The sequence below is a fragment of the Pseudomonas sp. TAE6080 genome (assembly GCF_018732265.1).
GTDB classification, from domain to species: Bacteria; Pseudomonadota; Gammaproteobacteria; order Pseudomonadales; family Pseudomonadaceae; genus Aquipseudomonas; species Aquipseudomonas brenneri.
In genome coordinates, this window is sequence record NZ_JAHIDY010000028.1 from 1 (window position 1) to 19,297 (window position 19,297).

A 19,297-nucleotide genomic window follows, 5' to 3' on the forward strand; every position below is an offset into this window, starting at 1 on the left:
CACATGCCAGCGCCAGCGTGCGTATCACCCATCGCGGCGGTTTGCATGCGCGGCCGGCGGCATTAGTGCGCAAGGCCGCGCAGGGTTTTAGTAGCCAGGTGCAGCTGCATTTCGGCGACAAGTCAGCGTCGTGCGACAGCCTGATCGGGTTGATGGGCCTGGGCATTGGCGAAGGTGATGAAGTCCGTGTGAGCTGTCTCGGAAAGGATGCCGAGGTGGCGTTGCAGGCGTTGGTCGCGGCCTTATCCGCCGTCATTAAAGAAGAACACCAAGCCCCTGCCATCGTCGCTCCACGCCGAGCAAACATTGAAGCCGATGTGCTGCAAGGTGTGTGTGCTGCGCCGGGACTGGTCTACGGGCCGCTGTTTCGCCTGGCCGGTATCGAACTGCTGGCCGACACCGGCAACCATTCTGCCGACGAACAACTGCAACGCCTGGACGCAGCGTTGGAGCAAGTGCGCAGCGAAATCCGCACGACACTCAAGCATGCCCGCCAGCGTAAGAACGTCGAGGAAGAGGATATCTTCGCGGCGCATCTCGCCTTGCTGGAGGACCCCATACTGCTGGAAGCGGCTACCCACGCCATCGAAAACGGCAGCGCCGCTACTCACGCCTGGCGCGATGCGATCCAGGCGCAATGCGGGGTGTTGCTGGGTTTGGGCAAACCACTGTTCGCCGAGCGTTCAAACGATCTACGGGATCTGCAACAACGCGTATTGCGAGCTTTGCTGGGTGAAGCCTGGCACTTCGGATTGCCTGCCGGCGCGATCGTCAGCGCCCACGAGTTGACGCCGTCTGACCTGCTGCAATTGAGTGCCCAGGAGGCTGCCGGCATCTGCATGGCCGAAGGCGGCGCGACTTCCCATGTGGCGATTCTGGCCCGTGGCAAAGGCTTGCCGTGTGTGGTGGCGCTGGGCGCCGAAGTACTCGACGTTCCCCAAGGTCAACGCGTGGTCCTCGACGCTGTCAACGGTCGCCTGGAACTGGAACCCACCGCAGCGCGCCACGCCGAAGTGCACCAGATTCGCGACGCACAGAAGCTGCGTCGCCAACAGCAACAGGCCCAGGCCCAGCAGCCGGCGAACACCATTGATGGCACGACCATCGAAGTGGCCGCCAACGTCGCCTCCAGCACCGAAGCCCAGGTTGCTTTTGAAAACGGCGCCGATGGCGTCGGCCTGCTGCGCACCGAATTCCTCTTCGTCGACCGCCGCACCGCGCCGGATGAGCAGGAACAGCGCCAGGCCTACCAAGCCGTGCTGGATGCCATGGGCGACAAGTCGGTGATCATCCGCACCATCGATGTGGGCGGCGACAAGCAGCTTGATTATCTGCCGCTGCCGGTCGAAACCAACCCGGTGCTGGGCTTGCGTGGTATTCGCCTGGCTCAGGTCCGCCCTGAGGTGCTCGACCAGCAACTGCGTGCCCTGCTGCAAGTCAGCCCGCTGCAACGCTGCCGGATCTTGTTGCCGATGGTCAGCGAAGTCGACGAGTTGCTGCACATTCGCCAGCGCCTCGATGAACTGGGTGCCGAACTGGAACTGACCCAACGCCCCGAACTGGGAGTGATGATCGAAGTGCCCGCCGCTGCGTTGATGGCCGAGCAACTGGCCAAGCACGCGGACTTTCTGTCCATTGGCACCAATGACCTGTCCCAGTACACCCTGGCCATGGACCGCGACCACGCCGGCCTCGCCGCGCGGGTCGATGCGTTGCACCCGGCGCTGCTGCGGCTGATCGCCCAGACCTGCGCCGGTGCGGCCAAGCATGGGCGTTGGGTCGGCGTGTGCGGAGCCCTCGCTTCCGACCCGCTGGCTACGCCGGTGCTGGTCGGTCTGGGCGTCAGCGAGCTGTCGGTGAGCCCGCCGCAGATCGGTGAAATCAAGGACCGCGTCCGCCACCTGGACGCGGCGCAATGCCGGCAACTGAGCCAAGGCCTGCTCGACCTGAGCAGCGCCAAAGCCGTCCGCCAAGCCTGTCAACACCACTGGCCGCTGAACTGATAACAACAACAAAAGGAGACATGCCATGTATCAACATTTCATCGAAGGCCTGCAACGCCTGGGCCGCGCACTCATGCTACCGATCGCGATCCTGCCGATCGCCGGCCTGCTGCTACGCCTGGGCGACACCGACCTGCTGAACATCGCAGTGATGCACGACGCCGGGCAGGCAATTTTCGCCAACCTGGCGCTGATCTTCGCCATCGGCATCGCCGTGGGTTTTGCCCGCGACAACAACGGCACGGCGGGTTTGGCCGGTGCGATTGGTTACCTGGTGATGGTCTCCACGCTCAAGGGGATGGACACCTCCATCAACATGGGCATGCTTGCCGGTATCGCCAGTGGCTTGATGGCAGGCGGGCTGTATAACCGCTTCAAGGACATCAAGTTGCCGGAGTACCTGGCGTTCTTTGGCGGGCGGCGGTTTGTGCCGATTATCACGGGGTTCAGTGCGGTTGGACTGGGGGTGATTTTTGGTTTGATCTGGGCGCCGATCCAGCACGGTATCGACAGCTTCGGCGTGCTGCTGATGGAAAGCGGCAGCCTCGGCGCGTTTGTGTTTGGGGTGGTCAACCGCCTGCTGATCGTCACTGGCCTGCACCACATCCTCAACAATATGGCATGGTTTGTGTTCGGCACCTTTACCGATCCGGTGACCGGCGCCGTGGTCACTGGCGACCTCGCCCGTTACTTCGCGGGCGACCCCAAAGGCGGCCAGTTCATGACCGGTATGTTCCCGGTGATGCTGTTCGGCCTGCCCGCTGCGTGCTTGGCGATGTATCGGAATGCGCTGCCTGAACGGCGCAAAGTGATGGGCGGGATTTTCCTGTCGATGGCGCTGACCTCGTTCTTGACCGGAGTGACTGAGCCGGTTGAATTCGCGTTTATGTTCCTGGCGCCATTCCTGTATCTGATCCATGCGGTGCTGACTGGCCTGTCGATGGCTGTCACCAATATGCTGAATATCCACCTGGGCTTTACCTTCGCCGCTGGGGTGATCGACATGGTGCTGGGTTGGGGCAAGTCCAGCAATGGTTGGTTGGTGTTTCCTGTAGGGGTGGCTTACGCGGTGATCTACTACAGCGTGTTCAACTACTGCATTCGTCGGTTCAACCTGAAGACGCCGGGGCGTGAAGATATTCAGGTGGTGCAGGCTGAGGTGATGACGGATAACCAGCGGGCCAGTGCCTACATCCGCGCGCTGGGCGGTGCTGACAATCTGCTCAGCGTCGGCGCCTGCACCACCCGCCTGCGCCTGGACATGGTGGATCGCAACAAGGCGGTGGAGGCTGAGCTGAAAGCACTCGGCGCGATGGCTGTTGTGCGGCCAGGGAACGGCGGGAGTTTGCAGGTGGTGGTCGGGCCGATGGCGGATAGCATTGCTGATGAGATTCGGTTGGCCATGCCTTCGTTTGTTGCCAGAACACCTGTGACGATTGCGCCCGTGGATAAGCCGGTGGCGATGAGTGTGCAGGAAGCCGAGAAATGGCTGAGCGCCTTGGGTGGCAGGGGGAATGTGCGGCAGTTGGAAGCGGTGGCGATGACGCGGTTGCGGGTGGAGTTGGGGGATGAATCGGGGTTGTCCGAAGCTGATCTCACTGCGCTGGGTTGCCAAGGTGTCAGCCAACTGGAAAGCGGTGTTTGGCACTTGTTGATTGGTGACAAGGCCACAGGAGTGGGTGAGGCGCTTGAGCGGTTGGTCGGTGTTCAGCAGACCGGGGCGGGCGTTTAAAGGGGTTGTATGCCCAAACCGCCGAAATTTCCGTCGGGCCTATAAATGCGTGTTCTGAGTTCGGATGGTGTTGCAGCGTTTTTTGACCTCATTCAACGACGGCATCAAAAAACGCTGACTACTTCAGAGCTCCCTAGGGAGACGCTGATGTATTCAAAAAACAGTAAGGCCTCCCAAGACTCCGCTTCTCAGCCTTAGCCCGCTATTCAGAGGAGTCTTGAAAATGATGAGAGGAGCAAAATGAAAAAAATCTTAATTGTTAATGCCGATGACTTTGGCATGAGCAAAGGCCAGAACTACGGGATAGTTGAGTCCTATAATAACGGCATCGTCACGTCGACAACCGCCATGGTTACCTCTCCTTATGCGTTACACGCAGCTGAACTGAGTCAGAAAAACCCAGGTTTAGGCGTTGGGCTTCACTTTGTCTTGACCTATGGACGTCCGTTAACGGCTATGAAAAGTCTGGTTAATGAAGCCGGGGAGCTAGGTAAATGGTTGTGGGAATATGCAGAAAAGGGAATGCTGGAGCCCGCAGAGATAGCAGTCGAATTAAATGCGCAATTTGAGAAGTTCATAGAAATTTTTGGGAAAGTCCCTACACATTTGGACAGCCATCATTTTGTGCATATGCGACCAGAAATTTATCCCGTGGTTGAGCGCTTCGCAAGCAGTAAATCATTGCCTTTACGGATAGGTCGCTCTGAAGCTGAAAAATTTAATATTCAAGTAAATACTTCCCGCAGTACCGATTATTTCGATTCCAGTTTTTATGGAGAGACCGTTTCAGAGGCGCTTATTCTGCAAATACTAGAAAGTGCCGATAAGAGAGGTGATATGAGTCTTGAGATAATGTGTCACCCCGCATTTTTAGATGATGTCATTCTAAAGAGTTCATATTGCTACCCTCGGATTAAAGAAGTTGATGTTTTGACCTCCCTGACGCTCAGGAAAGAAATAATATCCCGCGGATATAGCTTAGAAAGCTACTCTTCGATCTGATAATTTCAATGCGGCCTAAAAATATCCGGAGGGTCAGGTGACCTTGACGAATAAACCTTGTTTGACTGAGATAACATTTTATCCTGTTAAGTCGACTGGTGGAATCAGCCAATCACAAGTGTGGGTTGAGAAGCAGGGGATTGCGTTCGATCGCCGCTTTATGGTGGCGCGTGAAAATGGCGCGATGATAACAGCCCGTGATTTCCCACAATTACTTAATATAACCGCTACGCTATTTGCGGAGGGGTTGTATTTAACATATGCGCAATGCAAGCGTCTCGTATTAAAGTATTCGGATTTTATGATGCTTGAGGCTAGCACCAATGTGTTCAAGGATAACTTTATTGCTTTTACGACCACTGATGAGGCAAATCAATGGTTTTCGGCTATTTTGAGCGCTCCCGTGCAACTACTTTATACCGGTGAACAATCAAATAGAACGCGTGAGGCTATTCCATTCAATATCAGTTTCGCTGACGGTTACCCTCTGCTTATTATCAGTGAGGCCTCTCTGGCCGCGCTGAATGAGCGCAGCGTTGAGCGTTTCTCAATGACCCATTTTAGACCTAATCTAGTGGTCAGTGGAGCGAATGCTTTCGATGAAGATAGCTGGAAGCGAATTCGTATTGGTGACGTTATCTTTGAGGGGGTTAAACCCTGTACACGGTGTATTCTCACAACTATTGACCCGAAAAGCACAACCTTCGACGCAAAAAAAGAGCCGTTAAAAACACTGGCTGAATTCAGAAGTGATGAACAAGGAAATGTTAAATTCGGACATAATCTTGTTGCCCTCAACGAAGGAGTTATTAGGGTAGGGGATTTTATCGAGGTTTTAGAAGAGAAGCCTCGGGAGGTATTTAACGCCAGTGCCACTAAAAGCCTAAGTCTGATTTGTGTTAAGCGGGAGAACGTCTCTCATGATATTTGTACTTTCTGGTTTGAATCTGGAAATAGCAATTTACTCCCCTCATACCTTCCAGGGCAACATCTTCCTATAACGCTTAAAATAGACGGTCAGTATTTCACGCGTCGCTATACGCTATCGTCAACGCCTTCGCGCGCGGGGCTATATGCAATATCGGTAAAACGAGCGCCCGGTGGGCGTGTCTCGAGCTGGTTACATGACCACTTGCAGGTGGGGCACAAGCTAGCTATGGAATCACCTACTGGTGAATTCTATCTCGATATTAATGCTGATAAGCTTTTATTGCTTGCAGCGGGCAGCGGAATCACGCCAATGATTTCTATGCTGCGTTACCTCTATGATAATAAAAAGCATATTGATATTTATCTCTACTATCAATGCCGCACTCGGGAGGACATTGCTTTTAAATCAGAGATTGAACACCTTCAGAGTGTTAATCCTAATCTAAAAGTTATTGTTGCATTAACCCGGTCTGATGAATTATGGGACGGGCCAAAGCGACGCTTAGATACTCAGATGCTCAGGAGGATTCCTAAGGTAAACGAACGGCAGGTGTTTGCCTGTGGCCCTGATGAATTCATGAAATATGCTAAGCATGAATTATTGATGCTCGGCGTGTCTGAATCGAATTATCATCAAGAAACGTTCAGCGTTGCTATTGTTCCTCAAGCCGAGTTTAGGCCGGTTAACCTGATAGTCAATGGAGTCGCCCTCTTAGGCGATAATCAGCATCCTTTATTGCGTCAGGCTGAGCAAGCGGGTATGCAACTACCTTATGGATGTCGTGCAGGGTTTTGTGGGCAATGCAAAGTTAGAGTCGTTTCTGGACGCGTTGACCAACAAAATGCATCAGCGTTATCTGCAGAAGAACAGCTGAGCAATCATGTGTTGGCCTGCTGTGCGGTTCCATTAACAGACTTGGTAGTAGAATCTGCGTGACTTGATGTATAGGAGTTTCAAACTTCCAGCTCATGGAGAAAATGCTGCTCTCTGCGCATGTCGAGCATCGACTGCCGGGCAAGACCCCGTGCGGCCCGCTACCGTATTTGGCTATCGAGCTCGCTGAGCGTCGTATCGCAGTCGAGCCCAGGGGTAGCCGTTCCTCTTGCCAATCCGACGTGGGCCTTCACCATCGAACAGTTTATAGGCGCGGTCTCGCGGTTTGGCTGTGCGACAAGCGGCTTCAGAAAGTGGCGTTGTAGTGCGCGCCATAAACAAAAAAACCCGCCAAGTGGCGGGTTTTAAAGAGCTCCACGGACTTTACTGGCTGTCAGTGGAACGAGAGATGGTGCCCGAACCCGGAATCGAACCGGGACGCCCTTACGAGCGGGGGATTTTAAGTCCGCATTCAAAGCTATATAAATCAATACGTTATCGTCGTATCCGGTCCGCAATTGTTTTGAAAGCGAGGCCTTGAAGGCCTTTGTTTTCAAGGGTGCCAAATTAATTGCGGAACGGATTCTCACCTGGTTGGAAGCACTTTCAGGCCCTTGCGGCGCCGAATATATTGCTCTGTCATTCCGACAGTTGTATGCCCGAGTTGGTCTCGTGCATCACGGATGCTGCCTGTCGATTCCTCCTTGTCCGTTGCAGCTTTTGCGCGCAGGTCGCGCATCTGAAACGCAGACTTTTCAATCCCGGCCTTCAACCTGGCCGCGTCAAATCTCCCTCTGAGCATGCTTGCCGTCATCGCCTGTCCGTTGTCCATTACAACGAGCTTGGTTGATCGAATCTTGTGCCCCTTTTTCCTTTCAAGAATACGGTCAATGACAACCTTCAGCTCACCAACAACCTCTATCCTGCGCTTCGCACTGGTCTTTCCCTGCTTGATGAGCAGCTGACCATCGAGTAAGTCGCGCTCGTCCATCTTCAGTGTGTCGCCAATGCGCTGGGCGGTGAGGTAGAACAGATCTAGTGCATCCTTGAGTGGCTGGTCCGCATGCAGGTACACCGCAGCGAGCATCTCGTCTTCGACGTAGGTGTCCCGGCCGGTCTCCTTGTTCCCTTTGATCCCAGCACAAGGGTTTGCGAGTGACGTATAGCCGCTCTGGCGCGCGAAGTTCCAGATTGCGCTGAGTAGAGCCTTTTCCCGATTGGCTCGCACCTTTGCCGTTTTCGACCGATAGCGGAGGTACTGAACAACATGCTTCGGCTCGATTGCCTCTAACGGCCCGGGCGGGTCATTGAAGAAGACCAGCAGTTGCTTCAGCTCGCGAATGTTGTCTTTCTGGGTGGCCATGGACTTTGTCGGTACCACTTCATCCATGTATTTGTTCGCTACGTACTCAAATGTCAGCACCTGGGCGACGATTGCATTGGCGGCCCGGCTCTTTTCAAGTCGGGCATACTCAATAATTGCGGCACCGTAGTCAGATCCTAAAGCGATCTCCCGGCGCGGCTTATCACCTGCGTCGTAGTAGTAATAAACCCTTCCCCCGGGGCGCAGTCGCTTTCTCAATCGGGGAATGCTGCCGGGGTTAGTGGGTCGTCTTGCCATTTATTGAATTCCCATCCGAGGCTGCCATTCGACTTTCTCGGGCTGCCGGTCATGTTTTCCAACTAGTAGTGATGCGGAGATCACGCATGGCCAGCCATTGCGTTTGATGGTGTGGCGAATGCCATTTCGGGACAGGACAAGTATCTGCCCGGCTTTCGTCTTGGCGCCTGTGAGCTCACAGACATCTTCATGCGATAGAAACTGAATGTCGTCCATGCCTACCTCCCGCCGCCCGCTGTAGGCCGCGCTGTCTTGATGATGTGGATGATGAAACCGAAGGTGAGCAGCATCCAGGCGATGGTGCCGGCGAATGCTGCGATCAGGTGTTGGTCGGTACCGGTGGAGAGCAGCTCCGGCACCTGCCAGAAAAACCAGAAGGTGGACCCCGCCACGTACAACACGATGGCCGTCATGAGCAGGGTGAGTTTCGTTGCGTACATGGGGTGTCCTTGCCGCACTGGGCGGCAGAAGGTGAGGGTGAATTATTCAGAAAGTGGATAGGGACGCGGCCATCAAAGGCAGCTAGTCTTCTGTTGTTCGCCCAGCCAGATGTTTCAGAGCAAACGCTGAGTGGCCTCAGATGGCTGGGTGAACTCTTTTGCGTGATTCGCTGCCCGCCGTTCCCACGCAAGAGCGTAGGGGGATTGGGGTTAGGGCTGATGGGCTACGGTTGCCAGCTTCTGCCAACGCGAAAAACCATCATCAGGTTGTGATGGAGAGGCACTTTGAGAACGTGGTCGAAAAACTCGCCCTTTCCAGATATGAAACCCGTTGGCACCTTGCTCTCTGCGGTCCCGAATTCCCGCCAGCATTCTTCGCCATCGTTCTCGTCCCAGTAGGCGCGGTCGCGTTTGGGGATCTCATCGTAGGTTTTCAAGAATACGGAGTGATCCGGGATATCACAGATCCGGCGCCATGCGGGATGGCGCTTGCACCAGTCGACGGCATGCTGAGAGGCTTGCTCGGTAGAATAAAATTCTTTGGTGTTCTGTTCGGTCATGGCCTCGGCCCCTTGTAGATGAAGACATAGGCGAACCAGAGAGGGGCGTTCATTGCGTCACCTGCGGGCTTTCCTCGGCAACCTGGCAAGAGCCGCAGCCATCACCGCAGGCACCGCAGAAGTCTTTGCCAGCGGCTACTGCTTCGACTTCACGTTGCAGGCCTGGGGCGCGGCGAGCCCATTGAACATATGGGCCGTCCTCGGTATCGAAGATCCCCATCAAGAACCACTCAGGGCCGGGCGATTCAGGGTTCCAGGCGGTACACGCGGCATCCTCATCCGGAAGATCGTAGGTCTCGTCGCCCGAGTGCCAGCCTTTCAGCTCCAAGCCCCGCTCTTTGATCCAGGCAATGTATGGTGCCGGGTCTTCACCCTCGCCAAATTCGGGGATGTTCGGGTGATACCACCAGCCATCCGCATCGCGCTTCACCTCGACCGGCCCGAATGGCTTGCTGCCGCTGTGCGCCTCGCAGGGAGTAACGTGAACCACGTCGGAGTAGTGCCCGCCGCCAGAGCTGAATTCCATCTTGCAGCCGCACTTGGCTGGCTCGCTGTTGACGAACGTAATCTTTTCTTCAGGCATGACTTCGTCCTTGCCGCTATAGCGGCTGACTTTGAAGGGGGAGGGGTTACAGAGAGGGGTTGAGGCGTTTCAGCTCGTCTAGGCAGGCGTTCCAGCCAGCCAGATAACCGTATTCTGATGCGGGGTTATCACTGTAGTGAGGGCCGCTTTCGACAGACACCCGAGCAGGTAGAGCAGCGTCACCGGCTCGCCTGTTCCAAAACTCTACTGGTGCGCCAACGCTACATGGATCGCATTCTGCGAATGGCCATGGTCTACCGTGGTTATCAACGTAATCTGCAGGAACATAGCGCGGTTCCTTTCCGCAAAATGGGCAGTTCAGCAATTCTGGTTTCTCGCTAATCATTTGAAAACCTCCCCGCATTCAGGGCAGCCGATATTGTTTGCCTCGCTGTGAGCGCACTCGTCACTGCCACCATCAATACTTGGAACGCTTCTGCCTAGCCAAGCACCGATCTTGCGCATCAAATTGAATTCCGACGGGCTTCGGCCAACACCGTCATCAAACCACTCAAGTACTTCTTCGAGCAGCGCAGATGCGTTTCTGGCATCAGACTCGGCGTTGTAAAGTGGATCGTTGAATACCGAACTCTCCACCGGCTCGACCTGTGGATGGTCGTCTGACTCGGTTCCTGCATTGAAGTTGAGACCCGATGAAGGCATGAAACTTAGATCGATGAAGCATTCCCCGAACTGGATACCTATCGTCTGAACCATTCGCCCATGCGGTGCATCAGTCAAATAACCGATGCGGCGAATTCCGTAACCGGACTCAATGGCGGCGATCACAGCCTCTGGCGAGGATGGACTGTCAATCCATGGAACGGCTATGAGGTCCATATCGCGGGCAAGCGAGCCGTGCACGGCAAGCGCGTAACCGTTTGCCCGAGCGATCTCTGCCAAGCCCGGATACAGGCACATATACGTGGGCGCATTATTGGCTTTCGGTTTTTTGCTTAAGTCACTCATAAATACCTCAGCAAATCAGTTGTGCCAGTGCCAGCAGGCACCAGCAGTAGGCGGGGAGTTGGGCGCGCATCACAGGTTCTCCATGCATTCGCCGTTGCATCAGCGAACAAAATATGCAGAGCAAACAGGGTCGATTTCGTGGTATGTTTCTGCCGTCTGCAAGTCATGTGTTACCTGGCCAGGTTGTGCTGCAAACGCACCTGGCTTTCTTTTGCGCAGCGTCTCCATAAAGCGAAACCTTTCTGCCAGGGAGCGCACCCTGAGCATTGCCTTGGTCGCCTTGCTCACATCACCCCAAGCCCCAAGCCACATTGAGCCGCTGGGCATTCGCTTTGCGCTGCCCGCGTCTTTGAGCATCATTGAAACAGCAATTGCCAGATGCTTTTCCGCTTCATCAAGGTGCTTAGAAATATCACTCATCGCCACCACCCTCTACTGGTTTGTACAGCTTGGCCGTGCAGCCAATCAGGTCCGGGTAGCCGCCAGGTTTGCCCATGCGGTGAGCGCCATTCACAACTGGAATACCAGCCTGGCAGCCATCACACTGGTTGAGCTGTCCCTCTGCTGGCTTGAGTGCGGCGTCGATCTCCAGCCACACATACACGTCGTGCGCCACGTCATTGGTGAATGGGTGGGCCTTGCGCAACAACTCCACACGCGCGTCAGCTGCGGTCAGGCGATGTTGAAGGTCGATAACCTGGCCCTTGTAGGTATTTCGCTGCCCTACGGCAACCTGCAATCGCTGCAATTGCTTCTGAAATTTTCTCTTTCCTCTTTCAGCATTAACTATCAACTTGGCCTCACGCCCCAGCGCCGCGTCACGCTCGGCGGTTACCCGGTCGAAATCGGACGCCAGAACAAATCCGCCGTAGTCATTTTCCTCAGCCAATTCTGCATAAAACCGCTTCACTTCACTCATGACCCACCTCCAAATAATCAGAAATCACAACCGACGGCCTCTGTAGGCAACCGGCATAAACACAAATTGCCTCGGGCATCTTGAATGACCGTCCACTCAGCATTGGTCAGTCGAGCCATTAGCTCGCTGAATCGGTATTGGCGGATCATGGGGTTCTCCAGGCGCTGCTTGGCGGCGCATTCAGAGCTGTTTGAGTAAGCGCCTACCGATCCAGCGAACCACGGTGACGGCCTTGCTGTTGCCGATCGCCTTGTAGCGGGGGCCGTCCGGGCATTCGCTGGCAGGCTTGCCGCGCCATGGGATCTGGGTGTAATTATCGGCCATGCCCTGGAGGCGTTCGCACTCGACTGGAACCAGTCGCCTGACCATTGAGGTGCTTGCCAAGTAGTTCTGCTGCTGTGCTCCCGCCTCTGCTGCAAGAGCTCCAACGATCTGACCGTCGCCGCCGATATGACGGACCTCGCTACGGCTGTTCTGGGTAAAGGCAACTATCGGTTGCCCACGGCCTGTTCCGTCCTCACTACCGTCGAATCCCTCAGCCTTAAGCGTGTGCGTGATGTCGCCAGTGATGCAGACGGCAACCTGGCCGCCGGCGTTGGCGTGGCTGCCTGAGTGATTCATGGCGCGCAGGGTGGGGGCAATCACCCCGGCGTCGGCACCGTGATCCTTGCAGGAGAATGCCAGCACCGCGTTTTCCTGGCCGTTGTTCCTGCCCAGGGCGTGCGCCTGGTCGATGTTCACACAAGGGTCTTGCGTGCCGTGCACTACAAAGGCTTCGCTTTCGAAGTCCATCCTCCCGCTGGCGCTGGCGCATGCATTGCGAGCCGGAGCTACAGAAATTTCACCGCTTGTGTTGTTGCCGCCAAACACCTTTGGCCACTGAAGCGGTGCAGCTACATGACCTCCTGTTGCCCCATCTGTTCCAGGGAAGCCGCCCCCTTCAGTGCGAGCATCAAGGGTGCAGGCAACGTCTTTCCCCTCGCCTCGGCGCGGCGCAGTATCCCGGCGCACGCCTTCGCGCTCAAAAAGTACCTCGGTGGGATCGAACCCGTCTCGAGCACTTGCGACAACGAACACACGACGGCGTCGTTGGGCCAGGCCGAAATATTGGGCGTCCAAGATCCGCCATGCGATTGTTCTTTTGGGTCCATACACACAACCAGCGTCCGACCACCTTTTCCCTGAAGGCTGCAGCTCGCAGTCTTCCCCAGCAAGCGCCCCAAGAAAGCATCCGAAGGCGTTCCCTTTGTCGCTGAGGACACCTGGGACGTTCTCCCAGACGATGACGCTGGCGGGCTTTCGCTGGCCGGCGCGAACATAGTCAACTGCATCTGCAAGCTCCACGTATTTGATGGTGAGGGCGCCGCGCGGGTCGGTGAGGCCTTCGCGCATACCGGCGACCGAGAAGGCCTGGCATGGGGTTCCGCCGACCAGCACGTCCGGCGCCGGGATCTTGCCGGCCAGCACCAGGGCGGCCAGCTTGGTCATGTCGCCGTGATTCGGCACGTCGGGGTAGTGGTGGGCCAAGACCGCCGAGGGGAACGGCTCAATCTCGGCGAACCAGGCGGCGCGCATGCCTAGCGGGTGCCACCCTTGCGTAGCCGCCTCGATGCCGGAGCAAACTGAGCCGTATGTGATTTCCACGGTGTATCTCCAGTCAGGCGCCGCCCTCCGCGTTACCGGATGCAGCGAGTAGGGTGGGTTACGCGGGCTCGATGATCTCGTCGCCCGGGTCTTTCTGGATGGCGAGAAGGCTTTTATTGCGGAATTCCCGCGCCACGTTTTGTGATATCTCGATTTCGTGGCGCGGCGGATTCAGCAGCGGCTGGCACTTCGCAGAGCCCATCGCGTGCAGGTGATGAATCATCAAGGTCATGGCCTCGCCCTGCTCAGTAATGCCTGACCACTCCATCAGTTCGGCCAGGGCCTGGCGGGTGCCTGGTCGAACCCTGAGCCTCAGTTCCTCTTCGGCAAGTGCCACGCGCTTCCTGGCAGTTTTTGCCGAGCGTTCCTGCACAGTCTTTGCCATGGCCTACCTCTTCTATTCCGCTGGCCGGCAGTGCGAGCCAGGTTTGACGTTTGCGTTGCTGGATGCGGGCTATGCGGCGCACGGGCGCTGTCCGCGAGTTGATTTCGGATAGTCGATGCAGTACTCGCCAAGAATGCGCTCTAGCGTCCTGTTGGATATTGCAAGCTTTCCGCAAACCACTCGGCGTGAGACGCCAAGCTCCTTGAATGCCTTGATGCGCTCAGCGAATTTGGCGTCTCGCTCCGAAATTTCCTTTTTCCGCTCAGGTCCGTTGTATCCGCCATGCGTTGAGCGCTTGAACGTGAAACCAAACTCCTTCGCTAAGGACTTTATGGTTTTGCTCGTCATGCCCAGGGCGAAACATGCCTCTGTTTGTGTATGCGTGGCTGCCAGGGCTTTTGCTTGTTCGGCCTGCTTGGCGCGCCTATCAGCTCTGGCGTCGATTGGCTCAATCGGAAGTGGAGTAGCTTCAACCCGCCGACGAACAAACGGCTTTGGCGCCGGCGGCATCTGGTTGCTGTAGGTGATTGGCTTGGGTATGTAGCCGCTGGCCGTGCCTTCCTCAATCCGCCCGCCGGCCGCCACAAACTCAGCGACCTGGGCGGCAAGTTCTTCCTGGGCAGGGCGCAGGCGCTCTACTTCGTTACGGAGGATGCTGATCATGCTGCTTTACTCCTCATCCGCTCCCGCATTTCCTTCTCAAGGTCGGCCAGCTCTTCCAGGAAGGCCTTTATTTCGGCTTCCATCTCACGGGCGCGCTTGAAATCGAACTCATACCGGAAACAGACGTATTGAAGTTCCTCGGGCAGGCGGTCGTCGTAGCTCACGAAGTCAGCCCACTTACGGCCGGTGCAAGCCATCTGGGCAAGCATCTGCCACTCGTACTGAGGGTCATGCTTGCCTGACTGCATCGTCGCGATATGGGTCGCAGTGTTCGGGCACTTGATCTCAAGCACGCCATCATCACCGGCAAGCCCATCAGGGGATGCGCCAAAGCCTTGGATCGTCGAGTGCATGACAAGGCCGGTCTCAGCCACCATCAGGCCCTTATCAGCCTCGTAGGCCATGCAGGCGAATGGCTCAAGCTCGACGCCGCGCTGCACTGCTGCATTGCGCGAAAGGTCGCTGCCGCCTTGCTGACCGGTAAGGCGCTCGCAAAGCAGCTCCATCATGTAGTTTTTGCGAGTGGCAGAAGGCGCGCCGCCGCGCCCGCTGGCCATCACATCCTTGACTCGGCTGGCGGTTACGTTGCCCAGCCTGGCCGCAAACCATTCAGCGCTACGCTGCTCCATCTAACACCTCCTCAGCCTGGCCCTCGATGGGCTCGGCCGCTGCTTTCAGGGCTTCACTGCGCTTGGTCACCTCCGCCTTGAAGCGGGCGTGGCCAGCAGCATCTTTGGCTTGTTTCATGGCTGCTGTGGCGTTGTGGTAAACCTCAGCGAGCGCTTCCAGGCTTCCGGCACGCATCGCCAGATCAATCCAGTCATTCACCATCTCGGTATCGGTTGGTGCGGATCCTTGGATTGACGCAAGGCCTTCGCCGCCGTCGGTGTTCAGGTGGTGAATGGCCTGCTCAAGTCGCTCCGTCTTCGGCCAGTACTTGTAGCCGCGCTTCACAACTGTCTTCTTTGCCATTTCGCCAGGGTCGGTAACCCATGGGCAGGAAGACTTCTTGCTGATCCACGCTTTCCAGGCGCTTGAGCGGTCACGGATAGCGTTAACATCGTCGATGCTCATCGTCTCGGTGAGGTAGTCGCCGTCTGCAGTCTTGACCACCACATACACGCCGACAGCCTCGCCACGATCCTTGGCGAACGGGTTGTATGAGTGGGTCGGCGGCTTATCGAAGCCATTCAGGGCGAAAGAATCGGCCGTGTAGACCAGTTCGGCCTGAGCCCAGCGGATTGCGCCAGTGGCCATGGCCAAGTCCATCAGGCCGATATAGCTGATGTCCAAGCAGATCTTTCCGTCGCGGGGAACCAGATAGGCCTGCTTCTTAGCTGGGTTCAGGCTGATACCGATTGCCGCGATGTTGGTGATGGCATTGACCACGGACTGTCGGTTCTGCACGGCAATCTTAGTGGCGTACTCGCCGGAGGTGATCACTTGAATGGCGAATTCAGCCTCGCGCTCAAAGTTCAGCGATCGGTCGGTCAGGACGTTGGCGAACTGATTGCGCGCACCGTAGATGTCCTGAGTGATTGTTGCGACGGCTTGGCTCATGGTGACCTCAGTAGGAAATTGTTATGGCTGGAATCTTGCGCTGTGCGATCAGGGTGACCGCCTGCCTTGCGCAAGCCTCGGGCATGCCGCCAGCAATGAAAGCTTCCAGGGCTGCTCGGTTGATCGACTTCTTGTGCTCAAGGTCGGCTTCGCGGGCTTCTGCCTGGCGCAGGATCTCGTCGGCAGCAGCGTCGGCGCGAGCCTGCTCAGCAATGCGTGCCTGCTCTACCGCTTCCTCCTGGCGCTTAATGGCTGCGATGCGCTCTTGCTCGGCGCGCTGTTCAGCGGCAACACGACTTGCTTCTGCCTGGGCGGCTGCTGTGCGTGCTTGCTCAGCCTGTAGTTCCAGCTGCAGGCGCTGGCGTTCGGCGACTGCCTCTGCGTCCAGTGCGGCCTGTGCGGCGGCGCGCTGAGTGGCTGCGGCTTGGTCCAGCAACTCCTGCTCGCGGCGCGCTGCTGCGTCACGTTCGGCCTGGGCCTGCTGCTCGGCATGGAGCCTGGCTTGTTCGGCGGCAACACGGGCAATCTCTGCATCGCGGTCTCGCTTGGCCTGCGCTTCTGTTTCGGCGCGCAGCCTGACCAGTTCAGCCTGCTCAGCTTCGTGCTGGGCGCGCTCGGCCAGCAGGTTGCGCAGCTTTGCCAGTGTCTCGTCCTTCACCTGGGCGGCCTCTGGCAAGAACTCTTCCCAGGCATCGTTGATCTCAACGGCTTGAAGGTCGGCAATGAGTTTGGCGACATGGGCGGCAGCCGGGGTTGCCTCGAAAACGGTCATGTCCTTGATGGCCTGGATGCCGTCAACGTGCTTGTCTTTGCGGGCCTGCTCGGCTGCTTCCCAGTCAGTCAGCGGTTTGCGTGTCTCGTCACGCAGTGCGTTCATCGCGTCGACGAACTCTTTCAGCTCGACCTCAACGACCTTTGGCATTTCCTTCAGTCGGCGCAGGTAATCCCGGCCTGGCTTTTCGACAGCCACCTTTGAGTCGCTGACCTTCTTGGCCAAGGATGCAATGCGAGCGCGACCTTTAGCGGTGGTCAGGTCAGGCACTTGCGAGCTGACTTCTTCCTTCACGGCTTGTAGGAAAGGCTTCAGGCCGTCTTTCACGTAGATCGCCGGGGCATTGGCTTCGCTGATGTCGTCGATGGTTACAGCAAGTTGATTTGCGGACATGACTATCTCTCCGCGCCACCGGATAGGGGCGCTGTGAAGGGGGTTATTCGGTTATCAGGCCGCCGATAGCGGGGCCCAGGAACAGGACGGCGTAGAAGATCAGGCCGGTGATGAAGAAGGCCCAGCGGATGGCGCGGCGCCGGTGCCGCTGGTGGGTGGTCATGGTTTAGGGTCCAGCGCTTTCATGGCTGACTTACCTAGAGCTCGCAATGAGCGACGGAAGTTACCCAGATCTCGGCGGGCTTTCTTGCGTTCTCTGGCGAAATACCAAGCTCTGGTGCAGTGGACACAGCCCTGCTTCAGCAGGTAATCCATCACTTCCTTGTCGTCCAGTCTTCGATCCTCTTCTTCCGACCATTCTCGGAAAGCTTCCCACATGTGCGTCTTTCGGCGATTTTTCTCGTCGTACAGGATCTGCCAGTGCTCTTCGCTTCCGTTCGGCCAAGGCGGATCGCCAAGTTCAGGGAATTCATTGGCAGGCTTCGGGCCAATCAAGTCAAAGCGGTTTTCACACCGGCCAAGGTGAAGTCCAATTTCTGCCGATAATGACTTGATCCGCTGCAAAGCTGATTCGTGAGCCGCCAAGGTGATGAGTATTGAGCGCTCAAGCTTCATGCCTTCACCTCATAAGCCACAGTCCACTCACCGCACATACAGGCTCGGCCGCTCCAGGCGTGAACATTGGGGATGCCTGCGTCGTGAGCAAGCGACAGGGCGCCCAGCCACTTTGTGTGAGTGAAGGCCAGGGTCATGCGGTCGGCGGGCAGTTCTTCAATCTGCTCGTCGATCAGCGATTTCACGATTGGAGTAGTCATGCAGCCTCCTTGCGCGAGACCTTGTTGAGGCGTGCGCAGTAGTGGTCGAATTCATTGAGAGTGATCGTTTCGTCAATCAAGAACTGGGCGATCATCCGCTGAACAATTAGCGCCTCGTCCGCCGTGCTGGTGGCATGCGTGAGGCTTTCGAGTGCTTCGTCGATGAGGATGTGCGCGCTCATAGGTCACCATCCACGTCGTCTTCGGCCGCTTCCCGCTCTGCTGCCACAGCATCGGTGGCGTATGGCTTCAGAAGCTCCATGGCGATGCGCTCGGCGGCTTCTATGGGACGCTGCTGGCCGATCAGGTCGGCAGCGTGACCGCGCGAGTCGGCCTGACTGCCCAGGATCGAAGACAGGAATAACCGGGCGAATGAGTCGCGCTGGTCCAGGCTGTCGATCTGGCGCTGATTCAAGATGCCTTGCAGGTACGTGCAGTACCGGTCGAACGTAAAAACCTGCGGCCGGCCGTAGCGGCGCTTCCACTTGATGTCTATGCCGCACACCAACTGTTCCGCCGAGTGTTCCAGCCACTCCTGTTCCGGGTTCGCCTCGCTGACCTCTGGAGGCAACTGAGCGTCGTAACGCTCCTGGCATAATTTCAATACTGCGCTCATGGTCACCTCCAAGGTGGCGGGTTAGTCGTAGTAGTCTTGATCAGCCAGATATTCGGAATGCTCATTCACAAGCCATTCCTCCATTGAGGCGATCTCGGATTCAGTCATGAAGCTGGTGTCGTCTTTCGACTCCCAATTGATTTCGCAATGTCCGAAGTACTCATCGGGATCGGCGGCTTGCGAACTGAAGTTGCCTTTCGAGGCCGAGAAAGAGACAACGGTCAGGTTGACGGCAATGTCCTCACCATCCTTGACCATCCAATATTCGTAAGTGCGGGCCATGGCGACCTCCAGTGTTTGGGGTTAGGCGGAACGGGCGGCTGTATGCGCCGGCCGGTTTGGAATCCTGCAAATAAGGCCGAACTCTTCGCCGATTTCGATTACTTCGCGAAACGGAAGCCCGTCATCAGCGAGCAAGCCTTCGTGCTCCACGTCGAACTGCCAGATCAAATCCATGAGGCTGTCACAGCCCATGCAGGTCTTGACTGCGTAGAAATCGCCATCCCACTTCCCGGCAATGTTGATGTAGCGTTCGCCGGGGTTAATGGTCCGACGGCAGCACTCGCAGTTGTGCGGGCTTCGCGCCTTGACGATGTTTTTGCTTTGGAATGAATCGCTCATGACTCTCTCCGGTTTGTTCACCTGTATTCGTTCAACACTCATGCCTCCCGCTGGTTGCCGATGGGCGCGGGGAAGGAGTGCTGACGGGTAGAGGCGCGTAAAAAAGCCCAGTCGAGACCGGGCTTTCGGTGCGACACATAGACCTCCCTACGTGGCGCGGGGTATCTACTTCACTGAGCTAGTCCATGGTGAAAC

Annotated in this window: 24 protein-coding genes and 1 pseudogene; 4 read left to right on the forward strand and 21 right to left on the reverse strand. The window is 56.8% G+C overall.

Annotated features, from left to right (window positions below; genetic code table 11):
• The 4 genes from ptsP to KL786_RS19820 all read left to right on the forward strand — a co-directional run.
• Nucleotides 1-2,003, forward strand: a 2,003-nt coding sequence (ptsP, locus tag KL786_RS19805) for a phosphoenolpyruvate--protein phosphotransferase (protein WP_215518690.1), incomplete at its 5' end; no start/stop codon positions are given.
• Nucleotides 2,004-2,028: 25 nt separating this feature from the next.
• The gene (gene nagE, locus KL786_RS19810; protein WP_215518691.1) at nucleotides 2,029-3,735 is read left to right on the forward strand and encodes an N-acetylglucosamine-specific PTS transporter subunit IIBC; all 1,707 of its coding nucleotides are present in this window, start codon (nucleotides 2,029-2,031) and stop codon (nucleotides 3,733-3,735) included.
• Between the two features lie 240 nt (nucleotides 3,736-3,975).
• Nucleotides 3,976-4,737, forward strand: a complete 762-nt coding sequence (gene chbG / locus KL786_RS19815) for a chitin disaccharide deacetylase (RefSeq protein WP_215518692.1) — start codon at nucleotides 3,976-3,978, stop codon at nucleotides 4,735-4,737.
• Nucleotides 4,738-4,774: 37 nt separating this feature from the next.
• Nucleotides 4,775-6,604 (forward strand): MOSC N-terminal beta barrel domain-containing protein, encoded by a 1,830-nt coding sequence (locus KL786_RS19820; RefSeq protein ID WP_215518693.1) that lies wholly within the window; start codon nucleotides 4,775-4,777, stop codon nucleotides 6,602-6,604.
• A gap of 132 nt (nucleotides 6,605-6,736) precedes the next feature.
• Here KL786_RS19820 and KL786_RS30145 read toward each other — a convergent pair.
• The 21 genes and pseudogenes from KL786_RS30145 to KL786_RS19920 all read right to left on the reverse strand — a co-directional run.
• Nucleotides 6,737-6,877: pseudogene (locus tag KL786_RS30145) on the reverse strand (tyrosine-type recombinase/integrase); the annotation flags it as partial.
• A gap of 250 nt (nucleotides 6,878-7,127) precedes the next feature.
• Nucleotides 7,128-8,162, reverse strand: coding sequence for a tyrosine-type recombinase/integrase (locus KL786_RS19825; protein ID WP_215518694.1), 1,035 nt, complete (start codon nucleotides 8,160-8,162; stop codon nucleotides 7,128-7,130).
• Nucleotides 8,163-8,378, reverse strand: coding sequence for a DUF4224 domain-containing protein (locus KL786_RS19830; RefSeq protein WP_029294919.1), 216 nt, complete (start codon nucleotides 8,376-8,378; stop codon nucleotides 8,163-8,165). It abuts the gene before it with no gap.
• 2 nt (nucleotides 8,379-8,380) lie between these two features.
• Complete coding sequence (locus tag KL786_RS19835; protein ID WP_215518695.1) at nucleotides 8,381-8,602, reverse strand: hypothetical protein; 222 nt, start codon at nucleotides 8,600-8,602, stop codon at nucleotides 8,381-8,383.
• Between the two features lie 224 nt (nucleotides 8,603-8,826).
• Nucleotides 8,827-9,162 (reverse strand): hypothetical protein, encoded by a 336-nt coding sequence (locus tag KL786_RS19840; RefSeq protein ID WP_215518696.1) that lies wholly within the window; start codon nucleotides 9,160-9,162, stop codon nucleotides 8,827-8,829.
• Between the two features lie 49 nt (nucleotides 9,163-9,211).
• Nucleotides 9,212-9,745, reverse strand: a complete 534-nt coding sequence (locus tag KL786_RS19845) for a hypothetical protein (protein WP_252193785.1) — start codon at nucleotides 9,743-9,745, stop codon at nucleotides 9,212-9,214.
• 342 nt (nucleotides 9,746-10,087) lie between these two features.
• Nucleotides 10,088-10,714 carry a hypothetical protein gene (locus KL786_RS19850; protein ID WP_215518697.1) on the reverse strand — a complete coding sequence of 209 codons (627 nt, stop codon included), beginning with the start codon at nucleotides 10,712-10,714 and terminating at the stop codon, nucleotides 10,088-10,090.
• A gap of 99 nt (nucleotides 10,715-10,813) precedes the next feature.
• On the reverse strand, nucleotides 10,814-11,134 hold the full coding sequence (locus KL786_RS19855; protein WP_038440756.1) for a hypothetical protein: 321 nt from the start codon (nucleotides 11,132-11,134) through the stop codon (nucleotides 10,814-10,816).
• The gene (locus KL786_RS19860; RefSeq protein ID WP_038440759.1) at nucleotides 11,127-11,633 is read right to left on the reverse strand and encodes a hypothetical protein; all 507 of its coding nucleotides are present in this window, start codon (nucleotides 11,631-11,633) and stop codon (nucleotides 11,127-11,129) included. Before KL786_RS19860 ends, KL786_RS19855 begins: the two co-directional genes overlap by 8 nt.
• Before the next feature lie 180 nt (nucleotides 11,634-11,813).
• On the reverse strand, nucleotides 11,814-13,277 hold the full coding sequence (locus tag KL786_RS19865; protein ID WP_215518698.1) for a DNA cytosine methyltransferase: 1,464 nt from the start codon (nucleotides 13,275-13,277) through the stop codon (nucleotides 11,814-11,816).
• 58 nt (nucleotides 13,278-13,335) lie between these two features.
• The gene (locus KL786_RS19870; RefSeq protein ID WP_215518699.1) at nucleotides 13,336-13,662 is read right to left on the reverse strand and encodes a hypothetical protein; all 327 of its coding nucleotides are present in this window, start codon (nucleotides 13,660-13,662) and stop codon (nucleotides 13,336-13,338) included.
• A gap of 69 nt (nucleotides 13,663-13,731) precedes the next feature.
• Nucleotides 13,732-14,325 carry a hypothetical protein gene (locus KL786_RS19875; RefSeq protein WP_215518700.1) on the reverse strand — a complete coding sequence of 198 codons (594 nt, stop codon included), beginning with the start codon at nucleotides 14,323-14,325 and terminating at the stop codon, nucleotides 13,732-13,734.
• Nucleotides 14,322-14,954, reverse strand: coding sequence for a lambda exonuclease family protein (locus KL786_RS19880; protein ID WP_215518701.1), 633 nt, complete (start codon nucleotides 14,952-14,954; stop codon nucleotides 14,322-14,324). Before KL786_RS19880 ends, KL786_RS19875 begins: the two co-directional genes overlap by 4 nt.
• Entirely contained in the window at nucleotides 14,941-15,885 is a 945-nt protein-coding gene (locus tag KL786_RS19885) for a recombinase RecT (protein ID WP_215518702.1), read from the reverse strand. The genes KL786_RS19880 and KL786_RS19885 overlap by 14 nt, the downstream gene beginning before the upstream one ends.
• A gap of 7 nt (nucleotides 15,886-15,892) precedes the next feature.
• On the reverse strand, nucleotides 15,893-17,050 hold the full coding sequence (locus tag KL786_RS19890) for a hypothetical protein (RefSeq protein WP_215518703.1): 1,158 nt from the start codon (nucleotides 17,048-17,050) through the stop codon (nucleotides 15,893-15,895).
• 159 nt (nucleotides 17,051-17,209) lie between these two features.
• The gene (locus tag KL786_RS19895) at nucleotides 17,210-17,665 is read right to left on the reverse strand and encodes a hypothetical protein (RefSeq protein WP_215518704.1); all 456 of its coding nucleotides are present in this window, start codon (nucleotides 17,663-17,665) and stop codon (nucleotides 17,210-17,212) included.
• Nucleotides 17,662-17,865 carry a hypothetical protein gene (locus KL786_RS19900; protein ID WP_215518705.1) on the reverse strand — a complete coding sequence of 68 codons (204 nt, stop codon included), beginning with the start codon at nucleotides 17,863-17,865 and terminating at the stop codon, nucleotides 17,662-17,664. Before KL786_RS19900 ends, KL786_RS19895 begins: the two co-directional genes overlap by 4 nt.
• A complete protein-coding gene (locus KL786_RS19905) occupies nucleotides 17,862-18,047 on the reverse strand; it encodes a hypothetical protein (protein ID WP_215518706.1) in 186 nt (61 codons plus the stop codon). Before KL786_RS19905 ends, KL786_RS19900 begins: the two co-directional genes overlap by 4 nt.
• Nucleotides 18,044-18,481: a hypothetical protein gene (locus KL786_RS19910; protein ID WP_215518707.1), complete on the reverse strand. Its 438-nt coding sequence runs from the start codon at nucleotides 18,479-18,481 to the stop codon at nucleotides 18,044-18,046. The genes KL786_RS19905 and KL786_RS19910 overlap by 4 nt, the downstream gene beginning before the upstream one ends.
• 21 nt (nucleotides 18,482-18,502) lie before the next feature.
• Nucleotides 18,503-18,763, reverse strand: a complete 261-nt coding sequence (locus tag KL786_RS19915) for a hypothetical protein (RefSeq protein WP_215518708.1) — start codon at nucleotides 18,761-18,763, stop codon at nucleotides 18,503-18,505.
• Between the two features lie 21 nt (nucleotides 18,764-18,784).
• Complete coding sequence (locus KL786_RS19920) at nucleotides 18,785-19,102, reverse strand: hypothetical protein (RefSeq protein ID WP_198849315.1); 318 nt, start codon at nucleotides 19,100-19,102, stop codon at nucleotides 18,785-18,787.
• Nucleotides 19,103-19,297 lie beyond the last annotated feature (195 nt).

Bases quoted from the DNA above. Each gene is read 5' to 3' on its own strand.
- KL786_RS19825 (WP_215518694.1), bottom strand. From the start codon at position 8,162: ATGGCAAGACGACCCACTAACCCCGGCAGCATTCCCCGATTGAGAAAG.
- KL786_RS19860 (WP_038440759.1), bottom strand. From the start codon at position 11,633: ATGAGTGAAGTGAAGCGGTTTTATGCAGAATTGGCTGAGGAAAATGAC.
- chbG (WP_215518692.1), top strand. From the start codon at position 3,976: ATGAAAAAAATCTTAATTGTTAATGCCGATGACTTTGGCATGAGCAAA.
- KL786_RS19900 (WP_215518705.1), bottom strand. From the start codon at position 17,865: ATGACTACTCCAATCGTGAAATCGCTGATCGACGAGCAGATTGAAGAA.
- KL786_RS19875 (WP_215518700.1), bottom strand. From the start codon at position 14,325: ATGATCAGCATCCTCCGTAACGAAGTAGAGCGCCTGCGCCCTGCCCAG.
- KL786_RS19855 (WP_038440756.1), bottom strand. From the start codon at position 11,134: ATGAGTGATATTTCTAAGCACCTTGATGAAGCGGAAAAGCATCTGGCA.
- KL786_RS19880 (WP_215518701.1), bottom strand. From the start codon at position 14,954: ATGGAGCAGCGTAGCGCTGAATGGTTTGCGGCCAGGCTGGGCAACGTA.
- KL786_RS19915 (WP_215518708.1), bottom strand. From the start codon at position 18,763: ATGGCCCGCACTTACGAATATTGGATGGTCAAGGATGGTGAGGACATT.
- KL786_RS19840 (WP_215518696.1), bottom strand. From the start codon at position 9,162: ATGACCGAACAGAACACCAAAGAATTTTATTCTACCGAGCAAGCCTCT.
- KL786_RS19905 (WP_215518706.1), bottom strand. From the start codon at position 18,047: ATGAGCGCGCACATCCTCATCGACGAAGCACTCGAAAGCCTCACGCAT.
- KL786_RS19845 (WP_252193785.1), bottom strand. From the start codon at position 9,745: ATGCCTGAAGAAAAGATTACGTTCGTCAACAGCGAGCCAGCCAAGTGC.
- KL786_RS19830 (WP_029294919.1), bottom strand. From the start codon at position 8,378: ATGGACGACATTCAGTTTCTATCGCATGAAGATGTCTGTGAGCTCACA.
- KL786_RS19850 (WP_215518697.1), bottom strand. From the start codon at position 10,714: ATGAGTGACTTAAGCAAAAAACCGAAAGCCAATAATGCGCCCACGTAT.
- KL786_RS19920 (WP_198849315.1), bottom strand. From the start codon at position 19,102: ATGAGCGATTCATTCCAAAGCAAAAACATCGTCAAGGCGCGAAGCCCG.
- KL786_RS19885 (WP_215518702.1), bottom strand. From the start codon at position 15,885: ATGAGCCAAGCCGTCGCAACAATCACTCAGGACATCTACGGTGCGCGC.
- nagE (WP_215518691.1), top strand. From the start codon at position 2,029: ATGTATCAACATTTCATCGAAGGCCTGCAACGCCTGGGCCGCGCACTC.
- KL786_RS19835 (WP_215518695.1), bottom strand. From the start codon at position 8,602: ATGTACGCAACGAAACTCACCCTGCTCATGACGGCCATCGTGTTGTAC.
- KL786_RS19910 (WP_215518707.1), bottom strand. From the start codon at position 18,481: ATGAGCGCAGTATTGAAATTATGCCAGGAGCGTTACGACGCTCAGTTG.
- KL786_RS19890 (WP_215518703.1), bottom strand. From the start codon at position 17,050: ATGTCCGCAAATCAACTTGCTGTAACCATCGACGACATCAGCGAAGCC.
- KL786_RS19895 (WP_215518704.1), bottom strand. From the start codon at position 17,665: ATGAAGCTTGAGCGCTCAATACTCATCACCTTGGCGGCTCACGAATCA.
- KL786_RS19870 (WP_215518699.1), bottom strand. From the start codon at position 13,662: ATGGCAAAGACTGTGCAGGAACGCTCGGCAAAAACTGCCAGGAAGCGC.